This is a genomic window from uncultured Oceanicoccus sp. (assembly GCF_963968385.1).
Classification (GTDB): Bacteria; Pseudomonadota; Gammaproteobacteria; order Pseudomonadales; family Dasaniaceae; genus Oceanicoccus.
Genome location: NZ_CAXAHB010000020.1, coordinates 1 through 25918 on the forward strand (window position 1 = coordinate 1; position 25918 = coordinate 25918).

Sequence of the window (25918 nt, forward strand, 5' to 3'; positions counted from 1 at the left end):
GGCCTTAAGCTCGGCCTTGGCTTTGTCCTCCAGCAATTGCTGCAAGCGGTCTTTCAACGCTCCATTTAACTGCTTTAGCAATGGCTTGGCGATAGCATGGGCCAACGCTTCAGCAGGCACACCAGATTCTCCACCAATATGACTAAGCTTAATAGCAGGAATTTGCACATCCCTTTCACCCCACTGATCGCTAATCAGCGTTGTTGAGCTATTTAAAAAATTTAACTGCCCGACTTTAATCAAAAGATCAACATTGGCTGGCGAATCACCATCGGTTTGTTCTGGCGACTGGGTTTGTGGGGAAGTGCCAGCATCCAGATTGTTAAGCAGCACCTGCACATTGGTGGTAGCGCCTTTTTGTTCAGCGGTGACACGAGCGCCATCAATAGTCATTTGCTGCACGTTAACCAAATTATCCAGTAGCGAGGAAACATCAAGATCAATCACAACAGTCTTCATCTCGAGCAGCGAAGGCGCTTTAAATCCGGGGATATTGGCAATCACCAAACCGGATAATTGCACCCGACCCTCTAATAGCTGTATATCAACAGCTTCAAGCGTGACTGGCGTTTTCAAGGCTTCGGAACCGGCCTTCACCACAGCATCTTTAACCACACCATTGATATTATTAGCGAGATAAAACAAAGCTGCCGCAATCATCAAAACAGTGACGATTAGCACTTTAAATAATTTCATTGGCATTAACTCCTATTCAGTAAACAACTTTCCTTAAACAATAATATTCTTAAGACCCATACAGCATCGCCCTTAGTACCGATTGCCAGCGATGAGGAACTATTGAATTGTCGTCGGTCTGGGAGATGTGACCAGCAGATAACAGTTCAGGTGAGGATCTAAAATGATAGATCATTGCCTGCCATTGCGACTGATCGAGTTCAACCACCTGCTCTGCCTCGGTTCCAGCCACAATAGCAATGGTTTCTGCCATAGGTTGGAAGGTATAAGCATGGTCACTATCTTTTAAACGAAAACAAATCGCGGCAAGTTCACGAGCAGCTTGGGCTGCGAGCAGACCATGACCAGCAGCTAACTGGCGGGGCAGTTGCTGAAGATGGAAATCATGGAAATCCAATTTGGGGAAATCAGTCATAAGCCATCCTGTTTATGGTGTATTATCAACAGTGATCATCGAGTAGCCGTAGACGCCAGATTAACAACGCCAACAGTAGACGACAACTAAAATACGACGTTGATTTAGATAGGAATCCTTATGAAAATACAATTACTGCTGACCGGCAATGAATTAATGTCTGGCCATACGGTTGACTCCAATTCCGCCATGATTGCCCAACAATTGGGTGCAAAAGGCTATAACATTGCCAGAAAAGTCACTGTCGGTGATGATCGCGTCAAACTACTCGAAGAAATGCAACTGCAATCGCAGGCTAGCGAGGTGCTGATTATTAATGGCGGTCTTGGGCCCACTGCAGATGATCTTACCGCGCAAATACTCAGTGAACTCACTGGGCAGGCTATCGAAGAAAATGCCATCGCCAAACAACATCTTATCGAATGGTGTGAGCGTCACAAGCTAAAGTTGAATGAGGCTAATTTAAAGCAGGCCATGCTACCAACAGGCATTGAAATCATTCCCAATCCGGTAGGCAGTGCCGTCGGCTTTTTTATTCACCATAATCACTGTTTAATCATTTGCACCCCCGGCATACCCAGCGAGCTTAAGTCGATGATGAAACAGACCATTGTCGATTTGATCTGTGATCAGTTTCCGAATAATAAACAGCCATCCACTCTGCGCTTCCAAACCTTTGGTATTGGCGAATCTACTTTGCAGCAGCTTGTTAATAATCAACTCGTCGACTGGCCCGAAGAGGTAGAGCTGGGATTCAGGGCGGGCATGCCGCTATTAGAAATCAAGTTAAGCATTCAAGACTCCAAACATACGCAACTACAACAAGACTGCTATCAGCACTTATATCGCTTAATCAGTGATTATATTGTTGGCTCGGATAGTACCAATCTGGCTAAAGCGGTAATCCAGCTATTAAACCAACAACACTCCCGACTGACCACAGCAGAATCCTGTACCGGCGGCCTAATCGCCTCGGCGATCACTGAAAACGCCGGTGCTTCATCAGTCTTTGAAGCAGGTTTTGTTACCTACTCCAATGCCATCAAGCAAAACATAATCGGTGTTGATAAAATGATCTTGCAAACGCAGGGAGCTGTCAGTGAAGCTGTGGTTATTGCTATGGCCAATGGCGCTATGGCACGCAGTGGTGCTGATTATGCTATTGCGGTATCGGGCGTGGCTGGGCCCGATGGTGGTAGCGCGCAAAAACCTGTGGGAACGGTATGGATAGCATGGGGCAGTAGAGACAAACTAAAAGCTTGCAAGCTGCGCCTTAATGCATCACGCAAATGGTTTCAACAAATGGTAATGGCAATATCATTGGATTTGATACGCCGAGAATTGCTGGGTATTGAAAAAGAACCTCGCTACCTCAGCCGTTATTCCGAATAACCCGCAATCAATGAGAACACCATGAACGAAAGCGCACTGGTTAACTCCCTGCTACAACGGGTTGAACAGCTAGGCAATAAGTTGCCCAACCCCACTATTTTATTTATCAGTCTATGTGGCTTTATTCTGCTAATTTCCGCCCTCGCTAGCTGGCTGGGATTATCTGCTGTTCATCCTATTAGCGGCGATACTATCAATAGCCTGAATTTACTGAGCAAAGATGGCTTGCATCTTATTCTCACCCACACCGTCACTAACTTTACTCACTTTGCACCCGTCGGTAGTGTGCTGGTTGCGATCATGGGTATCGGCGTCGCCGAACATTCAGGATTAATTGCAGCCACCTTAAAAGCGACGATACTCAAAGCGCCCAAGCAATTACTGAGTTTTTTTGTCGTTTTAGCCAGCGTATTATCCAGTCTGGCAATGGATACCGGCTATGTAGTATTAATCCCTCTGGCAGCATTAGTATTTATTGCTGCCGGGCGTCATCCCTTATCCGGTATCGCTGCGGCCTTTGCCGGCGTTTCAGGCGGCTTTAGCGCCAATATTCTTATCGGTCCGGTTGATGCCATACTGGCTGGCATATCCACTGAAGCAGCGGCACTGATTCAAACTGACTATCAAGTTAATGCCGCCGGCAATTATTATTTTCTTATCGTCTCAACACTTGTTATTAGCGTCGTTGGCACTTGGGTAACAGAAAAAATTGTTGAACCACGTCTTGGCAGCTATACAAAACACCATGATTCATCCGTTAGTACCACGCTAAATAGCCAAGAAAAATCGGCACTGCGCGCAGTAGCATGCTTTAGTTTAGTCTTTGTCGGCCTATTACTTTCAGGGCTATTGCCTCATAACGGCCTGCTACGAGCTGAAGATAACACCATCCTTGGCTCTCCCTTTATCAAAGGTATCGTTATTATTATTGCCGCTTATGCTGCTATTGCCGGTTATATCTATGGCAAGCTCAGCGGTAGCTTTGCCCATAAAGACGATATGATTAAAGGCATGGAATCCAGCATAAGCACCATGGCCGGTTATATAGTGCTGATGTTTTTTGCCGCACAGTTTGTCAGTTATTTTAACTGGAGCCAACTGGGCGCTATCGCGGCGATTAATGGCGCTGAATTGTTAACATCATTAAGTCTTAGCGCAGCCACATTATTGGTGAGCTTTATTGTATTGGCCGCGATAATTAATCTATTGATTGGCAGCGCCTCGGCTAAATGGGCGCTATTTGCGCCGATTTTTATACCTATGTTTTTATTGCTAGGCATCAGCCCTGAAGCGACTCAAATGGCGTTTCGAATCGGCGATAGTACCACTAATATTATCACGCCGTTAATGCCTTACTTTGGTGTGGTAGTCGCCTTTGTACAACGCTATGACAAAGAAGCTGGGATAGGAACTATTGTAGCGACCATGCTGCCCTACTCAGTGGCGTTTTTAGTCAGCTGGTCGCTATTGCTGCTAGTCTGGATTCTGCTGGATTGGCCACTGGGACCTGGGGCAGGCATTTTTATAACTCAATAGAACCTGTTATTTATCCTGCACTTCTGCCGTCATTTCTTTAATACCGAAATGGCGGACATCTCTGCCTTTCACTAAATAAATAACATGTTCGGCAATATTGCGGGCATGGTCACCGATACGCTCCAGTGAACGCAACGCCCAAATCACATTGATCATTTGGCTGATAGAGCGTGGATCTTCCATCATAAAGGTAATAATACTTCTCACCGCGCTGCCGTATTCTTCATCAACCAATTTGTCTTCTTTCGCTACAGCCAACGCCATATCGACATCAAAGCGGGCAAAAGCATCCAGCGCATCACGCACCATAAAACCGACATGATTACCGATATGACGAATTTCTTTATAGCCGCGAGGGGATTCACCGCTTTCAGATAACTGAATGGCCTGAGTGGCAATTTTACCGGCCTCGTCACCGATGCGCTCAAGATCAATAACCGCTTTGCTAATGGCGATAATCAGACGCAAATCACTAGCTGCTGGCTGACGTCTGGCAAGGATATTGGTGCATTCTTTATCAATCGACAGCTCCATCGAATTAATTTTTGCATCATTCACCTTAACCGTTTCCGCAGATTCACTATCACCTTCAATCAAGGCGGCAATGGCATCGCGAACCTGCCGCTCTACCAAGCCACCCATTTCCAGCATATGGGTTTTAATGGTATCTAACTCAGCATTAAACTGCTGGGAGATATGATGACTGTGCACATCTTTATCGATCATGGTTTTATCCTTTGCCGCTAACCATAACGGCCGGTTATATAGTCTTCTGTTTGTTTCTGTTTAGGATTAGTAAATAATTTATCGGTATTATCAAACTCTATCAGCTTGCCCATATACAAAAATGCCGTGTAATCCGACACCCGCGCTGCCTGCTGCATATTGTGAGTAACAATAACAATGGTGTACTTGGATTTTAGCTCATAGATCAGCTCTTCTATTTTTAATGTCGAAATAGGATCCAGTGCTGACGCGGGCTCATCGAGTAATAGCACCTCAGGCTCAATGGCAACAGTACGGGCAATCACCAAACGCTGTTGCTGACCACCTGACATACTTAAAGCGCTATCATGCAAACGATCTTTGACTTCATCCCATAATGCGGCTTGGCGCAATGACTTTTCTACTGCCTCATCCAACACGCGCTTTTTATTAATCCCTTGAATACGCAAACCATAAGCTACATTTTCATAAATGGTTTTTGGAAACGGGTTAGGTTTTTGAAATACCATACCAATACGACGACGCAAGGATGCAGCATCAACACCACGCTGATAAATATCTTCGTTGTCGAGCAAGATTTTGCCATTAATTTCACAGCCATCGACCAAATCATTCATGCGATTAAAACAACGCAGTAGTGTTGATTTACCGCAACCACTAGGGCCGATAAAGGCAGTGACGCGCTGCTTGGGAATATCCAGACTAATATTGTGAAGCGCCTGTTTATGACCTTCATAAAACAGGTTCAGGTTCTCGACCGACAAGCTGATATCTTCATTAGCGATATCGAGAGCCTGCTGGCTACGCCCCATAGTATCTAAGTCTATTGCATGAGTTTTCACGTTATATTCTCATCTGTTTTAATCATGGTTTAAATTCAATTACATCTCTAGCGACTTATACTTTTCACGCAAGTGATTACGTAAAGCGACCGCGCTAAAGTTTAATAAGGCAATAATCACCACTAACAACAGAGCCGTGGCGTAAACTAGCGGGCGTGCCGCTTCAACATTGGGACTTTGAAAACCGACATCGTAAATATGGAAGCCCAAGTGCATAAACTTCTGATCCAAATGTATATACGGGTAGTTGGCATCAACCGGTAGCGATGGCGCAAGCTTTACTACACCCACCAACATAAGCGGCGCCACCTCACCGGCGGCTCGGGCAACGGCCAAGATCAAACCCGTCATCATCGCTGGACTGGCCATAGGTAAAACCACTCGCCAAAGTGTTTCAGCTTTGGTTGCACCCAGCGCCAAACTACCCTCGCGCAATGAGCGGGGAATGCGAGCCAAGCCTTCTTCTGTCGCCACAATAACCACTGGCAACGTTAATAAAGCCAAAGTCAGCGAGGCCCATAACAAACCCGGAGTGCCAAAGGTTGGCGCAGGTAACGCCGCTTCAAATAATACCTGATCGATTTCCGCACCAAGAAAATAAATAAAGAAACCCAGACCAAAGACACCATAAACGATTGATGGTACGCCAGCGAGGTTGTTAACAGCGATTCTTACTGTACGCGTCATAACACCTTGCTTGGCATACTCTCTTAAATACACCGCTGCCACGACGCCAAAAGGTGTCACCATAACCGACATTAGTAATACCATCATCACGGTACCGAAAATAGCTGGAAATATACCCCCTTCGGTATTGGCTTCACGCGGCTCATCGGTTAGAAATTCCCAAAACTTAAAAATATAGGCTATCGCTTTTTCACCTATAGCCATCGCATTGGGCCGATTAGCATGAACAATGGTAGCCAATGGTATTTCTACCGCAACACCGCTCATAGTGTTAGCGGTAATGCTATCGCGGTTAATTTGCTGGTAGAGCTCAGCTAATTGCTTTTGCAGTAAACCATACTCTTGGTCCAGCACTGCGCGATCAGCAGTAATATCGGCCAAATCGCTCGCACGTTCCGTAGCAGTCAAATTCTTATTTAAAGCCAGTCCACGCTCGCGCAAACGCAAACGTTCTAACTGGTAGTTAATAGTGCCAATATCACCTTTTTCTATGTTTTCTATTTTCGCATGCAATGCCAATGCCCGCGCTATACGACGCTGAAACTCAGCCCAATTATCCTCTGCGTCAACCAGCTGTCCCTGCTGTTTAATAGAGGTTAAGTAGCCGTAAAAATTACCCCACTCACGACGTTCAATGACCATTAATGCTTCAGGGTATTGCCTGTCGCTAATAAAATCTTCAATCACCCAGACAAAGTCAGTACCCGTTACATCGCGATTACCCTGCTTAATCAGGGTGCGGTCAATAAAAACCGCATCGGTTTCTATGGTTACGCCCGCTGATAACAATTGTTCAACTGGGATGGTTTCGGTCTCAACAACTTCACCAATAATTCTCTGTGCTAGCTGTCCGGGTTGGGTGTAGTTGGCTTCCAGAACATTGGCCGGCCAGAAGTGCCCAAAACCACGCACCGCTAGTAGTAGCAAGATACCGATCACCGCCACAACACTGATACTGACTGCCGCCGCATTAATCCAAATAAAGGGCTCACCATTGCTAACCCAATCTCTGACGGATGATTTTTTATCTTTATCTAAAGTCATTTATAAAGAACCATACTTCTTGCGTAGCCGTTGACGCACAATTTCTGCAATGGTATTGACTACAAAAGTAAACAGGAATAACACAAAAGCGGCCAAAAATAGTACCCGATAATGCGAACTATCCACTTCTGTCTCACCAATTTCTACTGCTATATTGGCTGCCAAGGTGCGCATACCCTCAAAGATATTTGCATCCATCACCGGTGTATTGCCGGTGGCCATTAATACAATCATGGTTTCACCGACCGCTCGACCCATACCAATCATTAAGGCCGAAAAAATACCGGGACTGGCGGTGGGAATAACAACACCGACCAAGGTTTGCCAAGGTGTAGCACCTAACGCCAGTGAGCCGTAACTCAGTGATTTGGGTACTGAAAAAATCGCATCTTCTGCGATGGAGAAAATCGTTGGTACCACGGCAAAACCCATTGCGGCACCGACCACCATGGCATTACGCTGATCAAAGGAAATTCCCAGATCATGGGTTAGCCAAGCGCGCATATCACCGTTAAAAAACCATAATTCAAAAATGCCACTGGCAGCAATACAACCCCAACTGATCGCTATAACAACGGGGATCAATAGTGCGGCATGCCAGCCATCAGGAACCCGCAGGCGCAAACCATCTGGCAGCCGGCTCCAGCAAAAACCGAAAATCAAAACACCTACCGGCATTAACAGCAACAGACTGAAGACACCCGGCAGGTTCCGCTCAATAAACGGTGCCAACCATAAACCCGCCAAAAAACCCAGAATAACCGTGGGCAGCGCTTCCATCAATTCAATGAGCGGCTTGACCTTTCGGCGAACTACCGGCGTCATAAAATAAGCGGTATAAATAGCGCCACATAAGGCCAGAGGCGTGGCGATTAACATCGCATAGAAAGCCGCTTTTAAGGTACCGAAGGCTAATGGCGTAAAGCTATACTTGGCTTCAAAGTCGTTGTTAGAGGCTGAGGACTGCCAAATATAATCGGGCTCCGGATAACTTTCGTACCAGACTTTTTCCCATAGTGCCTGCCAGGAAATTTCCGGATGTTCGTTGTCCAGCAACCAATAGCCAAACTCGCCATTGGCCTGCTGTGTCAGCAATGCATTGGCGCGGGGAGCGATAGCTAACTGACTAATAGGGGCGGATGCATCGGCAATGGACTCAGAGAGCAGCTGTCGACCCGACGTGGTGTAATAAATGGCCAGCTGATTATCGTTATCAACCGTTAAAAAACCCTTGCGACGGTGCTCAGTAGCCGCCAACTTGATCGCGCTATCACTACCTTGAAAACTGCGGATATTTTGCAAGCGCGGCAGCTCACCATCACCACGCACCATAAACCACTGCTGAATTTCACCTTGATCGGTGGAGATCATTAGAGATATCTCACCCAATAGCAGGCGCACATCGGTCACCTCACCTTGGGTGATTAGGCGACCGCTATCAACTATCTGTTCGCTATTAAGATTTATTACCCGATAGTCGCCCTGCCGGCTGACCACATAACCCCACCGCTGATCAGGGCCAATCAAGAGCCAGTCGATATTGATATCTAACTCTGGCAGTAGCAGAACTTCTTCTACCAGTACGATTTCTTCGCTGAGAAAGTCCTCTTCTTTAACCAAGCGAATACCTTCAAGTTGACCATCGACAGCTGCCAATAACAAAAGCTGTTCTTCGGTATCGCGAACAGCCAGTTGGGTGATGGTTGCGCGACTAACGGATATAGCCTCTTCACCATAGGGGTATTCCATCACTGGCGTGATCAAGCGCTGATCATTGGGATAGCTGATTTTATAGATCGGTTTGGCTAGCAACACATCACCGCCGGTAGCCAATGCCAACAAGGGTTGTTGCTCTGAGTTGAGAGCGAAGGCGGTTAATTGAGAAGACAACGGCAACTGATATTGCTTTACTTTTTTTCCGCTATTGGCGGTAAAAAAGTCTATTTGCCCACTGGATTGTAACCGAACAGCTATTTCAGCCTGTTCTTCCATGGCCAGATACAGGGTATCACCATTTTTTGATGCTGCTTTTTGTTCCAGACTATAACGGCTAACTGCTTCTATGTTAGCGCTCTTAAACATCGGCATAATTTCATAAAGCAGATAGAAGAAAATCAATAAAATAGCCATCAAAACCGCCATACCGCCGCCAGTTATAGTGATATTGGCCAATTTATCTTTGGTTTTACGCCAGCCGCCAAGGCGGTCATCAAAGATACTGCTTTTAGCTTGCGATTCGGACTGTTGCGATTCGGACTGTAATGTATCGAGATTCTGCATGAGGGGTATTGTATTTTAGGAATATTACAGTTTTGTGACAGGGAGCTTATTGCTATTTATTAACTCACCAACAAAAAAACCACGGTAAAAACCGTGGTTCAAATTAAGCTCAATGAAAAATCTGCAGCTTAAATAAAATTACATACCTAGCTTAGTCATCTGCTTGGCTACTACCTTAGCCGGCAATGGGATATAACCATCTTTTACCACAACCTCCTGGCCCGCTTTAGATAACACCAACTTTATAAACTCGCGATCTAGAGGAGCCAAAGGCTTGTTAGGCGCTTTGTTTACGTAAACGTATAGGTAGCGAGATAGCGGGTAAGCGCCGGTGACTGCGTTGTCTGGGGTTGCTGCAATTGGCGTCTGACCCGGTTTTTTGCTTAATGCGACAGCGCGAACACTGGAAGTTTTGTAACCAATACCTGAATAACCAATCCCGTTAATGGAGGTTGCTACCGATTGAACAACAGAGGCTGAACCTGGCTGTTCATTGACGGTATTTTTGAAATCGCCTTTACATAAGGATTTTTTCTTAAAATAACCGTAGGTACCTGAAACCGAGTTACGACCAAATAGCTGTACATCACGATTAACCCAAGCACCGGTTAAGCCCGCTTTACCCCAAGTGTTGATATCGACAGCACCACCACATTTGCGCGTTGAAGAGAAAATCGCGTCAACATCCTGAATCGACATACCTTTAATGGGGTTATCTTTATGCACATAAACCGCCAGAGCATCAATCGCTACAGGAATAGCGGTAGGCTTGTAACCGTATCTGGCTTCAAAAGCTGCCAGCTCTTTATCTTTCATTTTACGGCTCATAGGACCGATATTTGAGGTACCTTCAGTCAATGCCGGTGGCGCCGTAGAAGAGCCCGCAGCCTGAATTTGAATATTGACGTTAGGATAAAAGCGCTTAAAGCCTTCCGCCCACAAGGTCATCAAGTTAGCCAAGGTGTCAGAACCCACACTGGAAAGGTTACCGGAAATGCCGCTAGCCTTTTGATATACCGGCAAATCAGCATCGACTTTTGTCGCCGCAGCCGCATTTAGGGACAAAAGACTGGCGCTAGCCATAGTCATGGCAAGTGCTGTTGCTCTTAATTGCTTATTGAGTTTCATCGGTCTCTCCAACAGTTTCAGTAAAAGATCATACTTTGTTATAGATTGTTGGGGCTACTGTATAAACCAATTATTACAGTTGTATGACGATTTTAAGAAAAATTTATTGCAGGGGATAAAGGATTACTGGGAGGTTTAGGGTCAGGCTCTATGGGTTTCAGCCAACAGACGCATGCGGGGAAATTCACAGCTGAAGGTACTGCCTTCACCCAAAACGCTGCTCATCTTTAATTCAGCCTGATGGCGCAGCAAAATATGCTTAACAATCGCCAAGCCAAGGCCGGTGCCACCGGTTTCAATTGAACGGCTTTTATCGACACGGTAAAAACGTTCGGTTAGGCGCGGCAAATGGATATCATCAATTCCCTCACCATTATCTTCAACTTCGAGATAACAGTGCTGGGCATCGCCAAACCAGCGAATGGTGATAATACCGCCATCCTGACTGTATTTAGCGGCGTTCATCACCAGATTGGTAAAAGCGCTGCGCAACTCATCAGCATGACCGATCAGACGCAGACTATAATCACATTCAAGCTTAATCACTCGCCGATCTTTAAAAGCGGTAACCACCTCCTCTTTGATCGTTTCGAGCATAGGTTCAAGATCGATGGGTTCATCCTTGTTATTCTCTGGTACAGACTCCAATTTCGATAGCATCATCAAGTCTCTAATCAGATTTTCCATCCGATTAGACTGCGTTAGCATCTGGTCGATCGCGCGCCGCCAACTTATATCGTTAGCCGCGGTATCAATAGTTTGCGGATTGCCCTGAGTACCTGCCTTATCCGATAAGGTCTCTAGATAACCTTTGATCACCGTGAGTGGCGTGCGCAATTCATGGGAAACATTGGCGACAAAATCTTTACGCATTTGTTGCAGGCGATTGTTTTCAGTGACATCACGGGCAAATAATAACCGGCTACCTCGACCGAAGTAGGAAATACTGATCTGCAATTGGTAATGCTTATTATGAGGTGAGTCGATCAACAAAGACTCTGAGTAATCATCATTTTCAAAATAACGAATAAACTCAGGGTCACGAATTAAATTAACTAATTGCTGATTTTTATCATCCGGATAACGCAAGCCCAATAAATATTCAGCGGCGACGTTACTCCACTCAATATTGCCTCGCTTATCAATCATCACTGCGCCATCGTCCAAAGACGCAAAGGAATCTTGCAAATAATCCACCGTTGCTTGCAGGCGATTAAGCTCTTCCTTGCCTTGACGTTGCAGACGATAGATACCATCTAACACATCACCCCAAAGACCTTTACTCTCTGGTGGATCAGCATCAGTTTGTTGGGACAGCCAAATTTGAATACGTTGTAACTGGAATAGTGTCCAAGCGATATAGCTAAGCGAGGCAAACAGTAAAAACCACACTAAAAAACCAACCGCCGAACCAATCAGGCCTGTTATCAGCAGTAAGATAGCCAAATTTCGGCATTCGATTTTCCAATCGATAGTGTGCATTAATAAGTTTTCTCAGTGGTTGTAGTGTCTGGTATCAGGAACTGCTAGCCATGTCTATTGTGCAACCATCAGCAGAAAAACGATAGCCTGTGCCCCTTACTGTCTGCACCAAACAACCATAGTCCACGGCATCGGTTTCAAGAGCTTTACGCAAACGACGGATATGCACATCTACGGTGCGTTCCTCGACATAGACATTACCGCCCCAAACCTGATCAAGCAACTGCCCACGACTATAGGCTCGCTCTTGATGGGTCATAAAAAAGCGCAATAATTTAAATTCCGTCGGACCCATAGTGACTAGCTGTTGATTAACATAAACACGGTGACTGGATGGGTCTAGTTTTAAACCCAATACTTCGATCGCTTTTTCCTGCTCACTATGACCGGCACGTCGCATCACTGCTTTGATTCTGGATAACAGCTCTCTGGGGGCAAACGGTTTGGTGACATAATCATCAGCGCCTATATCCAAGCCCTGAATTTTATTATCTTCCTCGGTTTTGGCCGTTAGCATAATCACCGGCAAATCGGCGGTCAGTTCGTCCTTACGCAGGCGTCGCAGTAACTCAATACCACTGCCACCAGGTAGCATCCAATCGAGCAGAACCAGATCGGGAATATTATCAGTAATAGACGCATAGGCCTGCTGGATATCACCCGCCTCACGACAGTCATAACCAGCCATTTCCAGCGACATACGGATCATTTCGCGAATCGCCGCCTCATCATCAACTATGAGTATGGTTTTTTCTTGCATTATCCCATTAACCTTCTGTAACCCTTTCTACTCATTAAAAACTGATTTTATTACAGCAATATGACAAAGTTGCACCAAAGGCGCAAATATTGCTCAGCCGAAGTTATAGCCAACTATTGAAGACGGTATTCAGAAGAAAATTCACGTATACTGCGTCCCAATTGATTATTTAGCACGATCCACTCATGAATCCACATCAACAAGCCGCCAAACCCCTGTTCTCCTATCGTAAATATTGGGCGGAGTGCTATGGACCTGCTCCATTTTTACCGATGTCACGGGCAGAAATGGATCAATTGGGCTGGGATAGCTGCGATATTATTATTGTTACCGGTGATGCCTATGTCGACCATCCCAGCTTCGGTATGGCTGTGATTGGCAGAACACTGGAAGCTCAAGGCTTTCGGGTGGGTATTATTTCCCAGCCGGACTGGCGCTCAAAAGAGGCTTTTCAAACCCTTGGTAAGCCCAACCTCTTTTTTGGCGTAGCAGCCGGCAATATGGACTCCATGATCAACCGTTATACGGCTGATCGTAAATTGCGTCATGACGATGCTTACTCACCCAATGATGAAGGTGGCAAACGCCCCGACCGCGCAGTAACCGTTTATTCACAACGTTGCAAAGAAGCCTTTAAAGGCGTGCCGGTGATTATCGGCTCTATTGAGGCCAGCCTGCGCCGCATCGCTCATTACGATTACTGGAGCGATAAAGTTCGCCGTTCAGTGCTGATGGACTCCAAAGCTGATCTGTTAGTCTACGGTAACGCCGAGCGAGCTATTATTGAAATTGCCCATCGAATCGCCAATGGCGAAGATGCTTATCAAATCCAAGATATTCGCGGTACGGCCTTTGTGCGTAAACGGGTACCTGATGGATGGACGGTGATTGACTCTTCCACTGTCGATAGTCCGGGCAAAGTCACCCCTCACCTAAACCCTTATCAGGTTAGCGATACTGGTGGCAGTAAAGACTGTGACAAAGCAAAACAAAACGATGTACAAACCGTCACTATTATTGACCCGCTGAGCGCGCGTAAAAATAAACTTAACCGCGATACCAGCGTCATTCGCTTACCGGCCTATGAAAAAGTCAAAAACGATCCGGTGTTATACGCTCATGCATCACGGGTTTTACATTTAGAAACTAACCCCGGCAATGCCCGAGCTCTAGTACAAAAACACGGCGAGCGAGAAGTGTGGTTAAACCCACCCCCTATTCCGCTGGAAACTGATGAAATGGATGGCGTTTTCGACTTGCCTTATCAGCGTGTACCTCACCCAAGCTATGGCAACGCTAAAATTCCTGCATTTGATATGATCAAAAACTCGGTCAATATTATGCGCGGCTGTTTTGGTGGCTGTACTTTTTGTTCTATTACCGAACATGAGGGCCGCATTATTCAAAGCCGCTCTAAAGCATCGATCCTGCAAGAAATTGAAAATATTCGCGATAAGAGCCCGGGCTTTACCGGCGTTATTTCTGACCTTGGCGGCCCCACTGCCAATATGTGGCGTTTAAATTGTAAGAGCAAAAAGATTGAACAAAACTGTCGTCGCCTCTCCTGCGTCTATCCTAATATTTGTAAAAGCCTCGACACCGATCAAATGCCCCTGGTGGATTTATATCGCGATGCCCGTGAATTACCCGGTATTAAAAAAATCCTAATCGCTTCCGGTTTGCGTTATGACTTGGCGATAGAAACACCGGAGTATGTTAAAGAACTGGTTACCCATCATGTTGGCGGTTATTTAAAAATCGCACCGGAACATACCGAAGGCGGGCCCTTATCAAAAATGATGAAACCCGGTATGGGCAGCTATGACCGCTTTAAAAAACTATTTGAAAAATACTCCAAAGAAGCCGGTAAAAAACAATATCTGATCCCCTACTTTATCGCCGCTCACCCCGGCACCACTGATGAAGATATGATGAACTTAGCGCTGTGGTTAAAGCGTAATAAATTTAGAGCAGATCAGGTTCAGGCATTTTACCCATCGCCTATGGCCAGTGCCACTGCCATGTATTATTCGGAGCGCAACCCGCTAAAGAAAGTCGGTCGCAATACTGAACGAGTTGTCACCCCGAGGGGACTTCGTCATCGCCGTTTACACAAAGCCTTTTTACGCTACCACGATGCCGATAACTGGCCCATGCTGCGAGAAGCACTAAAGAAAATGGGGCGTGCTGATTTGATTGGCACCGGCAAAAAGCATTTAATCCCGCCACATCAACCTAGAAGTTGGGTGCCACCAAAAGGCCAGCCGATGCAAACCCAGCATACTGGCCTGCCTCCAAGAGCAGATGGCAGCCGGCTTAAACGCAAAAAACCGGTGAACAAGTCTAACTCTCGCCGAAACAGCGCAAATACCGCTCGACGTCGCAAGTAATATTTTCAGCAAAACCTGCTCTGCATAAGCACATATGATGCAGCCAACACTGAATCACTACGAGCTTCAGCTGTTATGTCGAATAAACCAACACTGGTGAATTTGCTTTGAACGCTGAAAATCCCTATCCAACGACCATTGGGTTTTATTCTCAATAACAAAATCCGTTAGAGCCTGATCATTCAGATTAAACTTGCGCTGATTATTAGAGAAGATTAATAAACCATCGGTTGATAACAGTTTCATAGTAGCTTGAATAATAGCAACATGATCACGCTGTATATCCAGCGTTGATTGCATTTTTTTAGAATTAGAAAAAGTCGGTGGGTCTAATAAAATAAGGTCATAACGATTGTCACAAGTTTTCAACCACTCTAATACATCGGCGCGAATCATGCGATGCTGGGTTTCACTCAAACCATTGATCGCCATGTTCTTTTTTGACCACTCAAGATAAGTGCTTGAAAGATCAACGCTATCGGTAAAGGTCGCGCCACCTAATGCTGCATGCACACTGGCGGTTGAGGTGTAAGAAAACAAATTTAAAAACCGGTTGCCCTTGGCCAACTCGGCAATTTTTAACCGCACTGGGCGATGATCTAAAAATAGACCGGTATCCAGATAGTCTCTCATATTGACTAGCAGTTTGGCCTGCCCTTCTTTTACCTCAAACAACTCACCACTTTCTTCCTTCTTGCGATATTGGCTGCTGCCTTTTTGTCGGTTGCGCTGTTTTAATACGACATATTTCGAGTCTACTTCCAGAGCGATGGGAATGGCCTGCATCACATCATTTAAACGCTGCTCTGCCGCTGCGGCATCCACTTTAGCTGGCGCAGCATACTCGGCAACATGCACCCAACCCTCGTAATAATCAACAGCAACAGCATATTCCGGCATATCAGCATCATAAAGTCGGTAACAGCTAATCGTATTTTTCTTCAGCCACTTGGCGAGATTCTTTTTATTTTTACGCAGGCGATTGGCAAACATTCTGGCGCCATCACCTAAATCATCCAGCGTTTTCTTTTGAATGGGGGCACCGACCTGGCGACTACTATCATGCACAAAGGAAGCTTCGCCAATATCGAAGTTTAATAATTTGCTGGGGATAGCGCCGTTAAACATTTGGTATTGTTTGATAGAACGAATCCCCATCTGCTTACCCAGATCAGGGTTGCCGGTAAAGACGCTGGCTTTCCAACCACTAAATTCTTCTTTTAAACGCGTACCCAGATGGCGATAAAGATGAATTAGCGAAGACTCATCCCCTAAACGTTCACCGTAAGGCGGGTTAGTCACTACCAAACCTCTATCAACATCAGAGTGAGTGGGTTTAACAAATTTTGATAGCTCTTTGCGGAGCACTCTAACCTTGCCATTAAGACCGGCGCGATCGATATTTTCCTGAGCGCTGTCCAAGGCTTTGGGGCTGGCATCATAACCGCGAATTTCAGGCCATTGACGACGCTTTGCTTGCAACTCTAGCGCTTCCGCTTCATCGACTAATTGCAACCAGCCTTTAGCATCATGTTGCAGCCATCCATCAAAGCCCCAACGGTCACGAAATAGCCCCGGAGCGATATTAGCCATCATTAATGCGCCTTCAATAAGCAATGTACCAGAGCCACACATAGGGTCTAACAGAGCACCGCCCTGTGAGGCAATACCAGGCCAATTTGCGCGCATGAGTATGGCGGCGGCTAGATTCTCTTTTAGCGGCGCACTACCCCCACTTAGGCGATAGCCGCGTTTGTGCAAACTCTCCCCTGATAAATCAATACTTACAGTCACCTTGCCTTTGGCAACCCGGACATTGACTCTAACGTCAGGGGCATCGGTATCCACATTGGGGCGACGTTGATGCTGCTCCATAAAGTAATCAGCAATGGCATCTTTGGCTTTTAGAGCGCCAAAGTGACTGTGGTTGATATCCCGTAACTTACCGGAGAAATCGATAGCGAACGTGCCATCCACACCGAGGTGCCTACTCCAATCGATAGCTTTGACGACGGCATATAAATCATCAGCGCTATAACACTCCGCCGTAACCACCGGCATCAACACCCTGTTGGCCAGACGAGACCATAAACAGCTGCGATAAGCGATGAGCAAAGACCCATCAAAGTGCACCCCTGCCACGGTTTCCTTCACTCTGGTAGCGCCCATGGTCTGAATCTCATCCAATAATAAGGACTCCAAACCCTTGGGACAGGTGGCAAAAAAAGTCAGTGCTTGAGACATGAAGTAGAAAACCCGGTAATTAAAGATGACAGTGGCGTCACCGACACTATGCTTAGACTATATGATGATAAACAAACCCTAAAGGACTGGCAGCAAGGAATACTTCATACTGCTCCTGAATCAAGCTATTGATTTTAATAGAACTTATTTTGGCAATGGCGGTTATTTTTAAGCTTTAGCAAAACGCCAAAAATCTAACAGTCGACAGCATCCAGTAAATTTGTTTAGATTGGACGGTGAGTGCTGCGCGATTCTATCAATTCCAGCCCCTCACCACTACTAACAATAAACAAAGTTATTCACCGGTCAGACTCAACAGGAGGCGCTAAAACACCAGCTCAATCTTTCAACCACCCTTCATCGAACAATAGCGCAGCTTAGCAGCGGAACTATTGGACCTAATGGGTGTTCAATATGCAGTGTTAATCCATAATAATAGAACGAGGATTATTCTATGAGAAGACAGAAACGCGATATGACTGAAAGAGCATTTTCCAAAGGTTATCAAGCAGGATCAACGGGTCGCAACAAAGAAACCTGTCCCTATGATAACGGCGATATACGGCAACAATGGCTGACCGGTTGGCGAGAGGGTCGCGCAGACCAATGGGATGGCTATACCGGCGTCTCGGGCATACACAAAATGGCAATACATTAACGCCACTGCCGACAGACTAACAGACTCACTTAACCGCCGAGCCTAAAACGATACCCAGGCCAGCAAAAAACCCGCATCAACTGATGCGGGTTTTTTTATACCACATCGACAAACTTTCACTGACTAAATTCTAATCGAGGACAACATGGCGCCCAATGTTTTGTTGGTAGCCGGTTGATAATCTGCGCGATCACTGGCTCGACGGCTTTTTATGTCGCCCTGCAAACGCTCAGGCAGCTCATCATTAGCCGACATACCGGCATCACGGGCGAGCGATACCAAGGTTTCTAAACTGACTTCAATAGCTTTGCGTTGCATACCGACCTTCTCTATTGTTATTTTTTTATCGACAATAGGAGTCTATGAGCCTAAAAACCAGTGACTTTTACCGTCGGGAAAACGGTAAAATTACTGCTTGTATCAGCTTATCCCCACAAAGCCTCTCTCTGAACAATCACTAGTGCCTTATTTAGCGGATATCTGTAAAATACCGGTTCGCAAACACATCAGCACTGGACTCTCAGATCTTGAAAACAGCATTTCTCGGCAAAACCCTGTCTGGCCCATTCACCATCCCGTCGGGCATCGTGACTTGCTCGGCACCAATTATTCAGGCGTTTTTTGATCAAATTCCTGAGGTCGGGGTTTTGACCACCAAAAGTATTGGTCCGACGCCCAGAGCCGGATACCGTGAACCCATTCTAAGCCAGTACTCACCGGGCAATTTTGTCAATGCAGTCGGTCTAACCAACCCAGGCGCGGAGCGCTCTGCACAACTAATGGCTGAACTTGATATCCCCGATGATCGCTTTTTGCTGATATCTATCTTTGGCGGTAGCGTTGAAGAATATGTTGAGGTCGCCAAAATCATGGCCCCTCATGCCGATGGTCTAGAGCTTAACCTCTCCTGCCCGCATGCCAAGGGCTACGGTATGGCAATGGGTCAGGATCCTGATCTGGTTAGAGAGATCACTGCCGCAGTAAAAGCAGCGGTCAATGTACCTGTGGTACCCAAGCTAACGCCCAATGTAGCCAATATTGCTGAAATCGCCAAAGCCGCTGAACAAGGTGGTGCTGATGCTATCTGTGCGATCAATACCTTGGGGCCAGGCAGTCATCATAGCCATGGTGAACCGGTATTAAGCAATGGTTTGGGCGGCTTGTCTGGCAAGGGCGTTTTGCCGATCGCGCTTAAATGCGTTAACGAAATTACACAGGCGGTTAGCTGTCCAGTTATTGGCTGTGGCGGTCTCAGCAGTGCGGATAATGTCCGTTCATTTAAAGGTGCTGGCGCCACTATCTTTGGTATTGGATCCGCCCTAGTGGGCATGACTACCGTTCAAATTGGCAATTACTTTGCAAACCTGAAAGCTGACCTTGAGCACGATACCAATAACGCCGAATCTTTGGTTCGCTATGATATTGATATGGATTTTGATCCTGTCACTCTGGTTAAAAATGAAAAAATCAGTGACGATATTTCTATTCTGACGTTTGACAAAAAAGTCGGCGTACAAGCGGGTGAATTTATCTTTTTATGGATTCCCGGTTTAGGTGAAAAACCCTTTTCTGCCTTAACTGATGACCCCTTCTCGCTGGTTGTAATTAATCTGGGTGAATTTACCGAGCAGTTAATTCAATTAGAACCCGGTACTGAGGCCTATGTTCGCGGCCCACATGGCATTCCGGTTCAGCCACCGGCAGGCGCTAAAATTATGGCAGTTAGCGGTGGCACAGGTTTGGCAGCGGTTTATCAAATTGCCCGTGATCTAGGCGGCGAAGGTGAAAATAATGCCGAAATCTTTGTCGGCGCGCGCAGTGCCGATCGCTTATATTTCACCAAAGAATGTGAAGATATCAGCACTCTGCATATCGCCACTGATGACGGCAGCCGCGGTTATCATGGCTTAGTCACTGAAATGCTACGCAACCGGCTTAAACAGATGTCACCTGAGCAATTGGATAAGCTCTATTTTTATAACTGCGGGCCTGAACCCATGGTTCACGCTGCAGTTGCTGTACAAAAAGAGTTTTGTCGAGAGGAACAAATTCATAGTGCTATCGACTATCTAACCAAGTGTGGCGTAGGTATCTGCGGTGCCTGTAATGCACCTGATGGCCGAAGACTATGTGTAGACGGCCCTTTCTTGTCCGCCACTGCGAGTTAATATCTACCCTAGAGCTTGTGGATTTGGGTGAATTTTCCGCTGCTATCAAACTCGATGCTAAAGCTACCTTTTACTCCGGCATGAGTAATAAAACGTTGCAGAATATTAGCGGGGAAGCGCACACTGCGGCCGTCGCGGCAATAGGTCGAAACCACGGCATTGGAAAACTGGTATTGCTTAACGTATTCATCCGCCGAGATTGAAATATCAACTGTTACTTTACGCATAAGCTATAGGCCAACCACAACGGTTTTATACCACGTCATCATAAAAACTACTTGATATCATGCCCAACAGACCGGCAACGAGCAACTGATCTATCCAAGCCTTGATAAATCACTCTGTCCACACCTATTTTCTCAACAGCACAAGAAAAATAGCTTGTTAAATGTACTGATTACAGATATTTACTGGAAAAATTTGGCTTAAACTACCGATTTTGATAGAAATTTGTACAATAGTCCGAGCAGTTGGAACTTGTGCTAACAACAGAGTCCAATAACCCCTATTAAAATACTAATATTAAGCAACTAATAATAACCCATGACGGATGGGCAAACCGCCGCCTTGGATTAATTTTAATTTTCAGTAACGGAATCCAGCCACGACTATGAGTGAACAAAACGCAGTTAATACTTTAAGGACTTGGCTGGAAAGCCAGATTATTGGTCAGCAGGCCTTAGTCGAGCGCCTATTGATCGCCTTATTAGCCAACGGCCACCTACTGGTTGAAGGTGCCCCAGGCTTGGCAAAAACCAAAGCAATTAAAACGCTGGCGGATGGCATTGAAGGAAATTTCCATCGCGTTCAGTTTACCCCTGACCTCTTACCCGGCGATATTACGGGCACGGATGTTTACCGCCCAGAAGATGGCAGTTTTCAATTCCAGCAAGGCCCGATTTTCCATAATCTGGTGTTGGCAGATGAAATCAACCGCGCTCCCGCCAAGGTTCAATCAGCTTTATTAGAAGCCATGGCAGAACGCCAAGTCAGTGTAGGCAAAACCACCTACGCCTTGCCTGAATTATTTTTAGTGATGGCGACGCAAAATCCCATTGAACAAGAAGGCACTTACCCCCTGCCAGAAGCGCAGTTAGATCGCTTTCTAATGCATGTGCGTGTGGATTACCCCACGGTAGATGCCGAACGTAAAATACTGCAATTAGTTCGCGATGAATCGATTCAAAACACAGAACCCGCTCCAACCCCTGCACCGGTACTACAACAAACTATTTTCTCCGCCAGACAGCAGGCTCTTGCTTTGCATACAGCCCCTGCTGTTGAGGAATATATCGTCCAACTGATTATGGCCAGCCGTCAACCTGGCAACTATAGCAGTGACCTAGCCGCATGGATTGAATTGGGTGCTAGCCCAAGAGGGACCATTGCCCTTGATAGCTGCGCCCGTGCTCACGCGTGGATTAACGGCAGAGACTTTGTCAGCCCCGACGATGTGCAAGCGGTTGCCGCCGACGTGTTGCGCCACCGCCTGATATTAAGCTTTGAGGCAGAAGCCAACGGCATTGGTACTGATCAAGTGATAGAACAACTACTTAGGCATGTGCCCGTAGCCTAGAGGCCGCCACTTAATGGCAATAACAACTAATAAAAATAGATTAGAACAACGTTTAAACGGTGCTTATATCGACCTTGACGATATGATCAGCGCCCGCTTTGTTGCCAAGGATTTAAAACTACAACAACGTCGTAAGGCGTTGAGCTTGCTGGCGGGGCCCAACAAAACCAACTTTCGTGGCCGCGGTATCGATTTTGAAGAAGTCAGAGCCTATCAAGCCGGTGATGATATTCGCACGATTGACTGGCGTGTCACAGCTCGTAGCGGTAAAGCCTATACCAAACTTTTTCAAGAAGAACGGGAGCGCCCCATGCTAGTGGTAACCGACCAACGGCAATCCATGTTCTTTGGTAGCAAAACCTGTTTTAAGTCGGTAATGGCCTGTTATCTGGGCGCTTTAATCACGTGGTCCGGCTTGCATAATAGCGACCGTGTCGGTGGCTTGGTATTTGGCAACACTGGGCAACAGGAAATACGTCCCCGCCGCAGTCGCCAATCCGCTCTGGCGTTAATTCATTTAATGCTGAAATTTAACCACGCTCTTAATAAAAACAGCGGTGTTGGCCTATCCTCGGCCCAACGACTGGAAGAATCCTTAATTGAGCTGCGTCGCATCGCCAGACCCGGCAGCACTATTTATATTATCAGTGACTTCAGCGGTTTTAATGATGGCAATGTGCTTAAACATTTACACCAACTCTCCCGTCACTGCGAAATAACCGCTTTATTTATTTACGACCCGCTGGAACAGCAATTACCGCCTCCCGGCCAATATAGCGTCACTGACGGCAATCAACGTAGCCAAATCCATACTGGCAGTTATCAGACTCGGCAAAATTATATGCAACATTTTGCGGCTAAGCAGCAAGCCTTAAAACAGCAATTGGGCAAGCTGGGGATTCCATTAATTAAGGTTTCTACCGAGCAAGCACCGCTACAACATTTATACCGTTATTATGGAACGGCAACAGGAGCCAAACGCTAGATATGCCAGCGCAGGATCCACTCGCACAATTACGTGATATTCATTTACCCGAGCCGATAAGCACTTGGCCGCCCGCGCTGGGCTGGTGGATAGTGTGTATCGTTATTATTGCTTTGTTGGCTGCATCGGTTTATGTCTGGCGCAAGCATATTCAGCACAATCGCTATCGCAAATATGCCTTGCAGCAACTAGCTATGTTGCAACGGCAAAACCCTACAGATTATCTACAACAATTAAATCGACTACTTAAACAGACAGCGCTGGCGGCAGAACCCACTACTGATATCGCCAGTTTAAGCGGTCAACAGTGGTTAGCTTTTTTAGATAGTAGCGGCAATACCAGTGACTTTAGCCAAGGTATTGCCAAGGTATTACTCGATGGCCCTTACGCTCCGGACATCGCCGATTTTAATTTGCTGGAGCTAGACAAAGTCGCCGAGCGATGGATTAAACAGCACGATATAAAACGGAGTGCCCAGCCGTTATGCTAAGCTTTGAATGCCCCTGGGTCGTCTATCTATTACCGTTGCCAATGCTGGCTTTTTGGCTGCTGCCAATAGCCAAACAACAACAGACAGCGGTTAGAGTGCCTTTTTATCGCGAGCTTTCTGGTTTAGAACAGCAAAAAACCAGCGCTATCAAGCAACGTAAAATACGACTGGTTTGTTTAGCCTTAATATGGAGTACTTTGGTTGCTGCCGCCTCGGGTCCAACCTGGATTGGTGACCCTGTTAGCCTACCTACCAGTGGTCGTGATTTATTGCTGGCCGTCGACTTATCCGGCAGTATGAAAATCGAGGATATGGTCGTCCGCAACAAACAAGTATCGCGGCTTACTGCCGTTAAAACGGTACTCAATGATTTTATCCAGCGCCGTAAAGGCGACCGTTTGGGTCTAGTATTATTTGGCAGCCAAGCTTATCTGCAAGCCCCGCTAACCTTTGACCTTACTACGGTGCAACGGTTTATGAAAGAATCTCAAATTGGTTTTGCAGGCGAGCAAAATACCGCTATTGGTGATGCTATTGGCTTATCGGTAAAACGCTTGCGCGATCGACCCGGCGATCGCCATGTGATGATTTTGCTGACCGACGGTCAAAACAACGGTGGCGAAGTCAAACCCGTTCCCGCCGCCAAATTAGCAGCAGAAAATAATATCGTTATCTATACCGTTGGTGTCGGCGCGGATGAAATGATCACCCAAGGTATTTTTGGTAGTAGCTTTGGCGCTCGCCGCATTAACCCTTCTGCTGATCTGGATGAAAAAACACTACAACAAATCGCTGATCTAACAGGCGGTCAATACTTTCGTGCGCGCAACCCTGAGCAGCTATTGGACATTTATCGTATTCTCGATCAACTGGAACCGGTTGAAGATAAGCAGCAAACCTTCAGACCACAAAAAGCCTTATTTTATTGGCCATTAGCCTTTGCCCTGGGTTTAAGTGGTTTATTAGCTTTAAGCTTATTACCGTGGCAATTCTGGTGGTCAACCATAACTAACAAACCATTGGCTGCGGAGAAGTCGTTATGAACGCCCAGCTAATGGTTAATCAATTTCATTTTTTACGGCCGGAATGGCTGTTAGCGATCATACCTGCTGTTTTGCTAGTAATTTTTTTCTGGCAGCAAAAAAACAGTGCGGCCAATTGGCAGGCTGCTATCAATCCGCAATTATTGAATCACCTGACTGACGGTGGTATCAACAAAACAAGCCGCTGGCCGTGGCTACTATTACTACTGACTTGGATTATTGCGGCCATAGCGATGGCAGGCCCCAGCTGGAAAAAACTCCCGCAGCCAATCCATAAAAAACAGGATGCGCTGGTTATTGTGCTCGATTTATCGTTATCGATGCTGGCGGAAGATATTAAACCTTCACGTCTGGTCCGGGCGCGCCATAAAATTTTGGATATTCTGGCACAACGGGATGAGGGCCTAACCGCCTTAATTGCTTATTCCGGTGATGCACATATCGTATCGCCCTTAACCGATGACAACTCGACTATCGCCAATTTAATGCCTGCCTTGGCTCCGGGCATGATGCCGGTATTTGGTAGCGACCCTGTAGCGGCATTAAAACTGGCCAAACAGTGTTTTGACAATACCGGAGTTAGTAATGGCCGGATATTATTAATCACCGATAGTATTACTCAAAGCGATGTTGATGATATCAATAATCTACTGGGCGGCGGTGCTTATGAGCTATCCATTATGGGCGTTGGCACGACTGACGGCGCACCAATACCGGCCAAATCGGGTTTTCTCAAAAATAACAGCGGCGATATTATTGTGCCGCAATTGCAACGCTCACGCCTAGAACAACTGGCCAAACAAAGTAATGGCCGCTATAGCGATATCAGCTTAAACGATAATGACATGGCATTTCTTTTACCAAAATTAACCAACCAGCTGGAAGAGCATACCGTACTAACCGAGCGACAATTCGATCAGTGGCATGATCGCGGTTCATTGCTAGCGCTGGCACTATTGCCTCTGGCCCTATTAGCCTTTCGTCGCGGCTGGTTATTAGTGTTACCACTACTGATACTGACTCAACCGCAAAGCGGTTATGCCTTTGAGTGGCAAGATCTATGGCAGCGTCCTGACCAGCGCGCTGCTGAAGCCCTAAAGAATGGTGATGCTAAAACGGCTGCTAATTTATTTAATCACCCACAATGGAAAGCCAGCGCCAGCTTCCAGGCCGGTGATTATGACAGCGCAGCCAAGCAATTTGCTAAAGCAGACAGTGCTAACGACCACTATAATCGGGGAAATGCGTTGGCTAAAGCCGGTCAGTTAGACCAAGCCATAGACGCCTATAATAAAGCATTGACTAAAATACCAGATATGGAAGATGCGCTGTTTAATAAACAACTACTGGAACAACTTAAACAACAACAGCAAGA

The 25918-nt window shown here is 46.3% G+C and carries 22 protein-coding genes; 10 read left to right on the top strand and 12 right to left on the bottom strand.

The features are described 5' to 3' along the window. Positions 1 to 696: hypothetical protein (locus tag AACP44_RS03600; protein WP_339339096.1), on the bottom strand; the 696-nt coding region annotated here is incomplete at its 3' end. Positions 697 to 745: 49 nt separating this feature from the next. Continuing rightward, positions 746 to 1111, bottom strand: coding sequence for a hypothetical protein (locus tag AACP44_RS03605; RefSeq protein WP_339339098.1), 366 nt, complete (start codon positions 1109 to 1111; stop codon positions 746 to 748). A gap of 120 nt (positions 1112 to 1231) precedes the next feature. Here AACP44_RS03605 and AACP44_RS03610 point away from each other — a divergent pair, with 120 nt between their 5' ends. Both AACP44_RS03610 and AACP44_RS03615 read left to right on the top strand, forming a co-directional pair. After that, complete coding sequence (locus AACP44_RS03610) at positions 1232 to 2503, top strand: CinA family nicotinamide mononucleotide deamidase-related protein (protein WP_339339100.1); 1272 nt, start codon at positions 1232 to 1234, stop codon at positions 2501 to 2503. 21 nt (positions 2504 to 2524) lie between these two features. Next, a complete protein-coding gene (locus AACP44_RS03615; protein WP_339339101.1) occupies positions 2525 to 4039 on the top strand; it encodes an AbgT family transporter in 1515 nt (504 codons plus the stop codon). Positions 4040 to 4045: 6 nt separating this feature from the next. Here AACP44_RS03615 and phoU read toward each other — a convergent pair whose 3' ends face one another. The 7 genes from phoU to phoB all read right to left on the bottom strand — a co-directional run bounded on the left by phoU (position 4046) and on the right by phoB (position 12988). After that, a complete protein-coding gene (gene phoU, locus AACP44_RS03620; protein WP_339339103.1) occupies positions 4046 to 4765 on the bottom strand; it encodes a phosphate signaling complex protein PhoU in 720 nt (239 codons plus the stop codon). A 17-nt stretch (positions 4766 to 4782) separates the two neighbouring features. Beyond that, a complete protein-coding gene (gene pstB / locus AACP44_RS03625; RefSeq protein WP_339339129.1) occupies positions 4783 to 5577 on the bottom strand; it encodes a phosphate ABC transporter ATP-binding protein PstB in 795 nt (264 codons plus the stop codon). Positions 5578 to 5646: 69 nt separating this feature from the next. Beyond that, positions 5647 to 7338, bottom strand: a complete 1692-nt coding sequence (gene pstA / locus AACP44_RS03630) for a phosphate ABC transporter permease PstA (protein ID WP_339339105.1) — start codon at positions 7336 to 7338, stop codon at positions 5647 to 5649. Beyond that, complete coding sequence (locus tag AACP44_RS03635) at positions 7339 to 9618, bottom strand: ABC transporter permease subunit (protein WP_339339107.1); 2280 nt, start codon at positions 9616 to 9618, stop codon at positions 7339 to 7341. It abuts the gene before it with no gap. A 138-nt stretch (positions 9619 to 9756) separates the two neighbouring features. Continuing rightward, positions 9757 to 10746: a phosphate ABC transporter substrate-binding protein PstS family protein gene (locus AACP44_RS03640; protein ID WP_339339109.1), complete on the bottom strand. Its 990-nt coding sequence runs from the start codon at positions 10744 to 10746 to the stop codon at positions 9757 to 9759. Positions 10747 to 10887: 141 nt separating this feature from the next. Further along, a complete protein-coding gene (phoR, locus tag AACP44_RS03645; protein WP_339339111.1) occupies positions 10888 to 12228 on the bottom strand; it encodes a phosphate regulon sensor histidine kinase PhoR in 1341 nt (446 codons plus the stop codon). Between the two features lie 34 nt (positions 12229 to 12262). Next, entirely contained in the window at positions 12263 to 12988 is a 726-nt protein-coding gene (phoB, locus tag AACP44_RS03650) for a phosphate regulon transcriptional regulator PhoB (protein WP_339339112.1), read from the bottom strand. 185 nt (positions 12989 to 13173) lie between these two features. Here phoB and AACP44_RS03655 point away from each other — a divergent pair, with 185 nt between their 5' ends. Beyond that, positions 13174 to 15378 carry a YgiQ family radical SAM protein gene (locus AACP44_RS03655; protein ID WP_339339114.1) on the top strand — a complete coding sequence of 735 codons (2205 nt, stop codon included), beginning with the start codon at positions 13174 to 13176 and terminating at the stop codon, positions 15376 to 15378. Positions 15379 to 15444: 66 nt separating this feature from the next. On the opposite strand, the gene rlmKL is transcribed toward AACP44_RS03655, so the two are convergent. Next, positions 15445 to 17622, bottom strand: a complete 2178-nt coding sequence (gene rlmKL / locus AACP44_RS03660) for a bifunctional 23S rRNA (guanine(2069)-N(7))-methyltransferase RlmK/23S rRNA (guanine(2445)-N(2))-methyltransferase RlmL (RefSeq protein ID WP_339339116.1) — start codon at positions 17620 to 17622, stop codon at positions 15445 to 15447. 454 nt (positions 17623 to 18076) lie between these two features. Between rlmKL and rmf the strand changes: the two genes are divergently transcribed. Continuing rightward, positions 18077 to 18280: a ribosome modulation factor gene (gene rmf / locus AACP44_RS03665; protein ID WP_339339118.1), complete on the top strand. Its 204-nt coding sequence runs from the start codon at positions 18077 to 18079 to the stop codon at positions 18278 to 18280. A gap of 123 nt (positions 18281 to 18403) precedes the next feature. On the opposite strand, the gene AACP44_RS03670 is transcribed toward rmf, so the two are convergent. Then, the gene (locus AACP44_RS03670; protein ID WP_339339120.1) at positions 18404 to 18598 is read right to left on the bottom strand and encodes a hypothetical protein; all 195 of its coding nucleotides are present in this window, start codon (positions 18596 to 18598) and stop codon (positions 18404 to 18406) included. A 209-nt stretch (positions 18599 to 18807) separates the two neighbouring features. On the opposite strand from AACP44_RS03670, the gene AACP44_RS03675 reads away from it, so the two are divergent. After that, entirely contained in the window at positions 18808 to 20448 is a 1641-nt protein-coding gene (locus tag AACP44_RS03675; protein WP_339339121.1) for a tRNA-dihydrouridine synthase, read from the top strand. A gap of 8 nt (positions 20449 to 20456) precedes the next feature. Here the strand turns inward: AACP44_RS03675 and AACP44_RS03680 are convergent, their stop codons facing one another. Beyond that, positions 20457 to 20675 (bottom strand): DUF2835 domain-containing protein, encoded by a 219-nt coding sequence (locus AACP44_RS03680; RefSeq protein WP_339339123.1) that lies wholly within the window; start codon positions 20673 to 20675, stop codon positions 20457 to 20459. 383 nt (positions 20676 to 21058) lie between these two features. Between AACP44_RS03680 and AACP44_RS03685 the strand changes: the two genes are divergently transcribed. From AACP44_RS03685 to AACP44_RS03705, 5 genes are all read left to right on the top strand, one after another. Continuing rightward, on the top strand, positions 21059 to 22024 hold the full coding sequence (locus AACP44_RS03685; protein WP_339339124.1) for a MoxR family ATPase: 966 nt from the start codon (positions 21059 to 21061) through the stop codon (positions 22022 to 22024). Between the two features lie 13 nt (positions 22025 to 22037). Then, a complete protein-coding gene (locus tag AACP44_RS03690; protein WP_339339125.1) occupies positions 22038 to 23009 on the top strand; it encodes a DUF58 domain-containing protein in 972 nt (323 codons plus the stop codon). Between the two features lie 2 nt (positions 23010 to 23011). Next, complete coding sequence (locus AACP44_RS03695) at positions 23012 to 23500, top strand: DUF4381 domain-containing protein (RefSeq protein ID WP_339339126.1); 489 nt, start codon at positions 23012 to 23014, stop codon at positions 23498 to 23500. Further along, the gene (locus AACP44_RS03700; RefSeq protein WP_339339127.1) at positions 23494 to 24543 is read left to right on the top strand and encodes a VWA domain-containing protein; all 1050 of its coding nucleotides are present in this window, start codon (positions 23494 to 23496) and stop codon (positions 24541 to 24543) included. Before AACP44_RS03695 ends, AACP44_RS03700 begins: the two co-directional genes overlap by 7 nt. Then, positions 24540 to 25918 (top strand): VWA domain-containing protein (locus AACP44_RS03705; RefSeq protein WP_339339128.1); only part of this gene is annotated, 1379 nt, incomplete at its 3' end. The genes AACP44_RS03700 and AACP44_RS03705, both read left to right, overlap by 4 nt.

What these genes read in the sequence shown, in the direction of transcription:
- AACP44_RS03605 (WP_339339098.1), bottom strand. Translation starts at nt 1,111, where the DNA reads ATGACTGATTTCCCCAAATTGGATTTCCATGATTTCCATCTTCAGCAA.
- AACP44_RS03610 (WP_339339100.1), top strand. Translation starts at nt 1,232, where the DNA reads ATGAAAATACAATTACTGCTGACCGGCAATGAATTAATGTCTGGCCAT.
- AACP44_RS03615 (WP_339339101.1), top strand. Translation starts at nt 2,525, where the DNA reads ATGAACGAAAGCGCACTGGTTAACTCCCTGCTACAACGGGTTGAACAG.
- phoU (WP_339339103.1), bottom strand. Translation starts at nt 4,765, where the DNA reads ATGATCGATAAAGATGTGCACAGTCATCATATCTCCCAGCAGTTTAAT.
- pstB (WP_339339129.1), bottom strand. Translation starts at nt 5,577, where the DNA reads ATGGGGCGTAGCCAGCAGGCTCTCGATATCGCTAATGAAGATATCAGC.
- pstA (WP_339339105.1), bottom strand. Translation starts at nt 7,338, where the DNA reads ATGACTTTAGATAAAGATAAAAAATCATCCGTCAGAGATTGGGTTAGC.
- AACP44_RS03635 (WP_339339107.1), bottom strand. Translation starts at nt 9,618, where the DNA reads ATGCAGAATCTCGATACATTACAGTCCGAATCGCAACAGTCCGAATCG.
- AACP44_RS03640 (WP_339339109.1), bottom strand. Translation starts at nt 10,746, where the DNA reads ATGAAACTCAATAAGCAATTAAGAGCAACAGCACTTGCCATGACTATG.
- phoR (WP_339339111.1), bottom strand. Translation starts at nt 12,228, where the DNA reads ATGCACACTATCGATTGGAAAATCGAATGCCGAAATTTGGCTATCTTA.
- phoB (WP_339339112.1), bottom strand. Translation starts at nt 12,988, where the DNA reads ATGCAAGAAAAAACCATACTCATAGTTGATGATGAGGCGGCGATTCGC.
- AACP44_RS03655 (WP_339339114.1), top strand. Translation starts at nt 13,174, where the DNA reads ATGAATCCACATCAACAAGCCGCCAAACCCCTGTTCTCCTATCGTAAA.
- rlmKL (WP_339339116.1), bottom strand. Translation starts at nt 17,622, where the DNA reads ATGTCTCAAGCACTGACTTTTTTTGCCACCTGTCCCAAGGGTTTGGAG.
- rmf (WP_339339118.1), top strand. Translation starts at nt 18,077, where the DNA reads ATGAGAAGACAGAAACGCGATATGACTGAAAGAGCATTTTCCAAAGGT.
- AACP44_RS03670 (WP_339339120.1), bottom strand. Translation starts at nt 18,598, where the DNA reads ATGCAACGCAAAGCTATTGAAGTCAGTTTAGAAACCTTGGTATCGCTC.
- AACP44_RS03680 (WP_339339123.1), bottom strand. Translation starts at nt 20,675, where the DNA reads ATGCGTAAAGTAACAGTTGATATTTCAATCTCGGCGGATGAATACGTT.
- AACP44_RS03685 (WP_339339124.1), top strand. Translation starts at nt 21,059, where the DNA reads ATGAGTGAACAAAACGCAGTTAATACTTTAAGGACTTGGCTGGAAAGC.
- AACP44_RS03690 (WP_339339125.1), top strand. Translation starts at nt 22,038, where the DNA reads ATGGCAATAACAACTAATAAAAATAGATTAGAACAACGTTTAAACGGT.
- AACP44_RS03695 (WP_339339126.1), top strand. Translation starts at nt 23,012, where the DNA reads ATGCCAGCGCAGGATCCACTCGCACAATTACGTGATATTCATTTACCC.
- AACP44_RS03700 (WP_339339127.1), top strand. Translation starts at nt 23,494, where the DNA reads ATGCTAAGCTTTGAATGCCCCTGGGTCGTCTATCTATTACCGTTGCCA.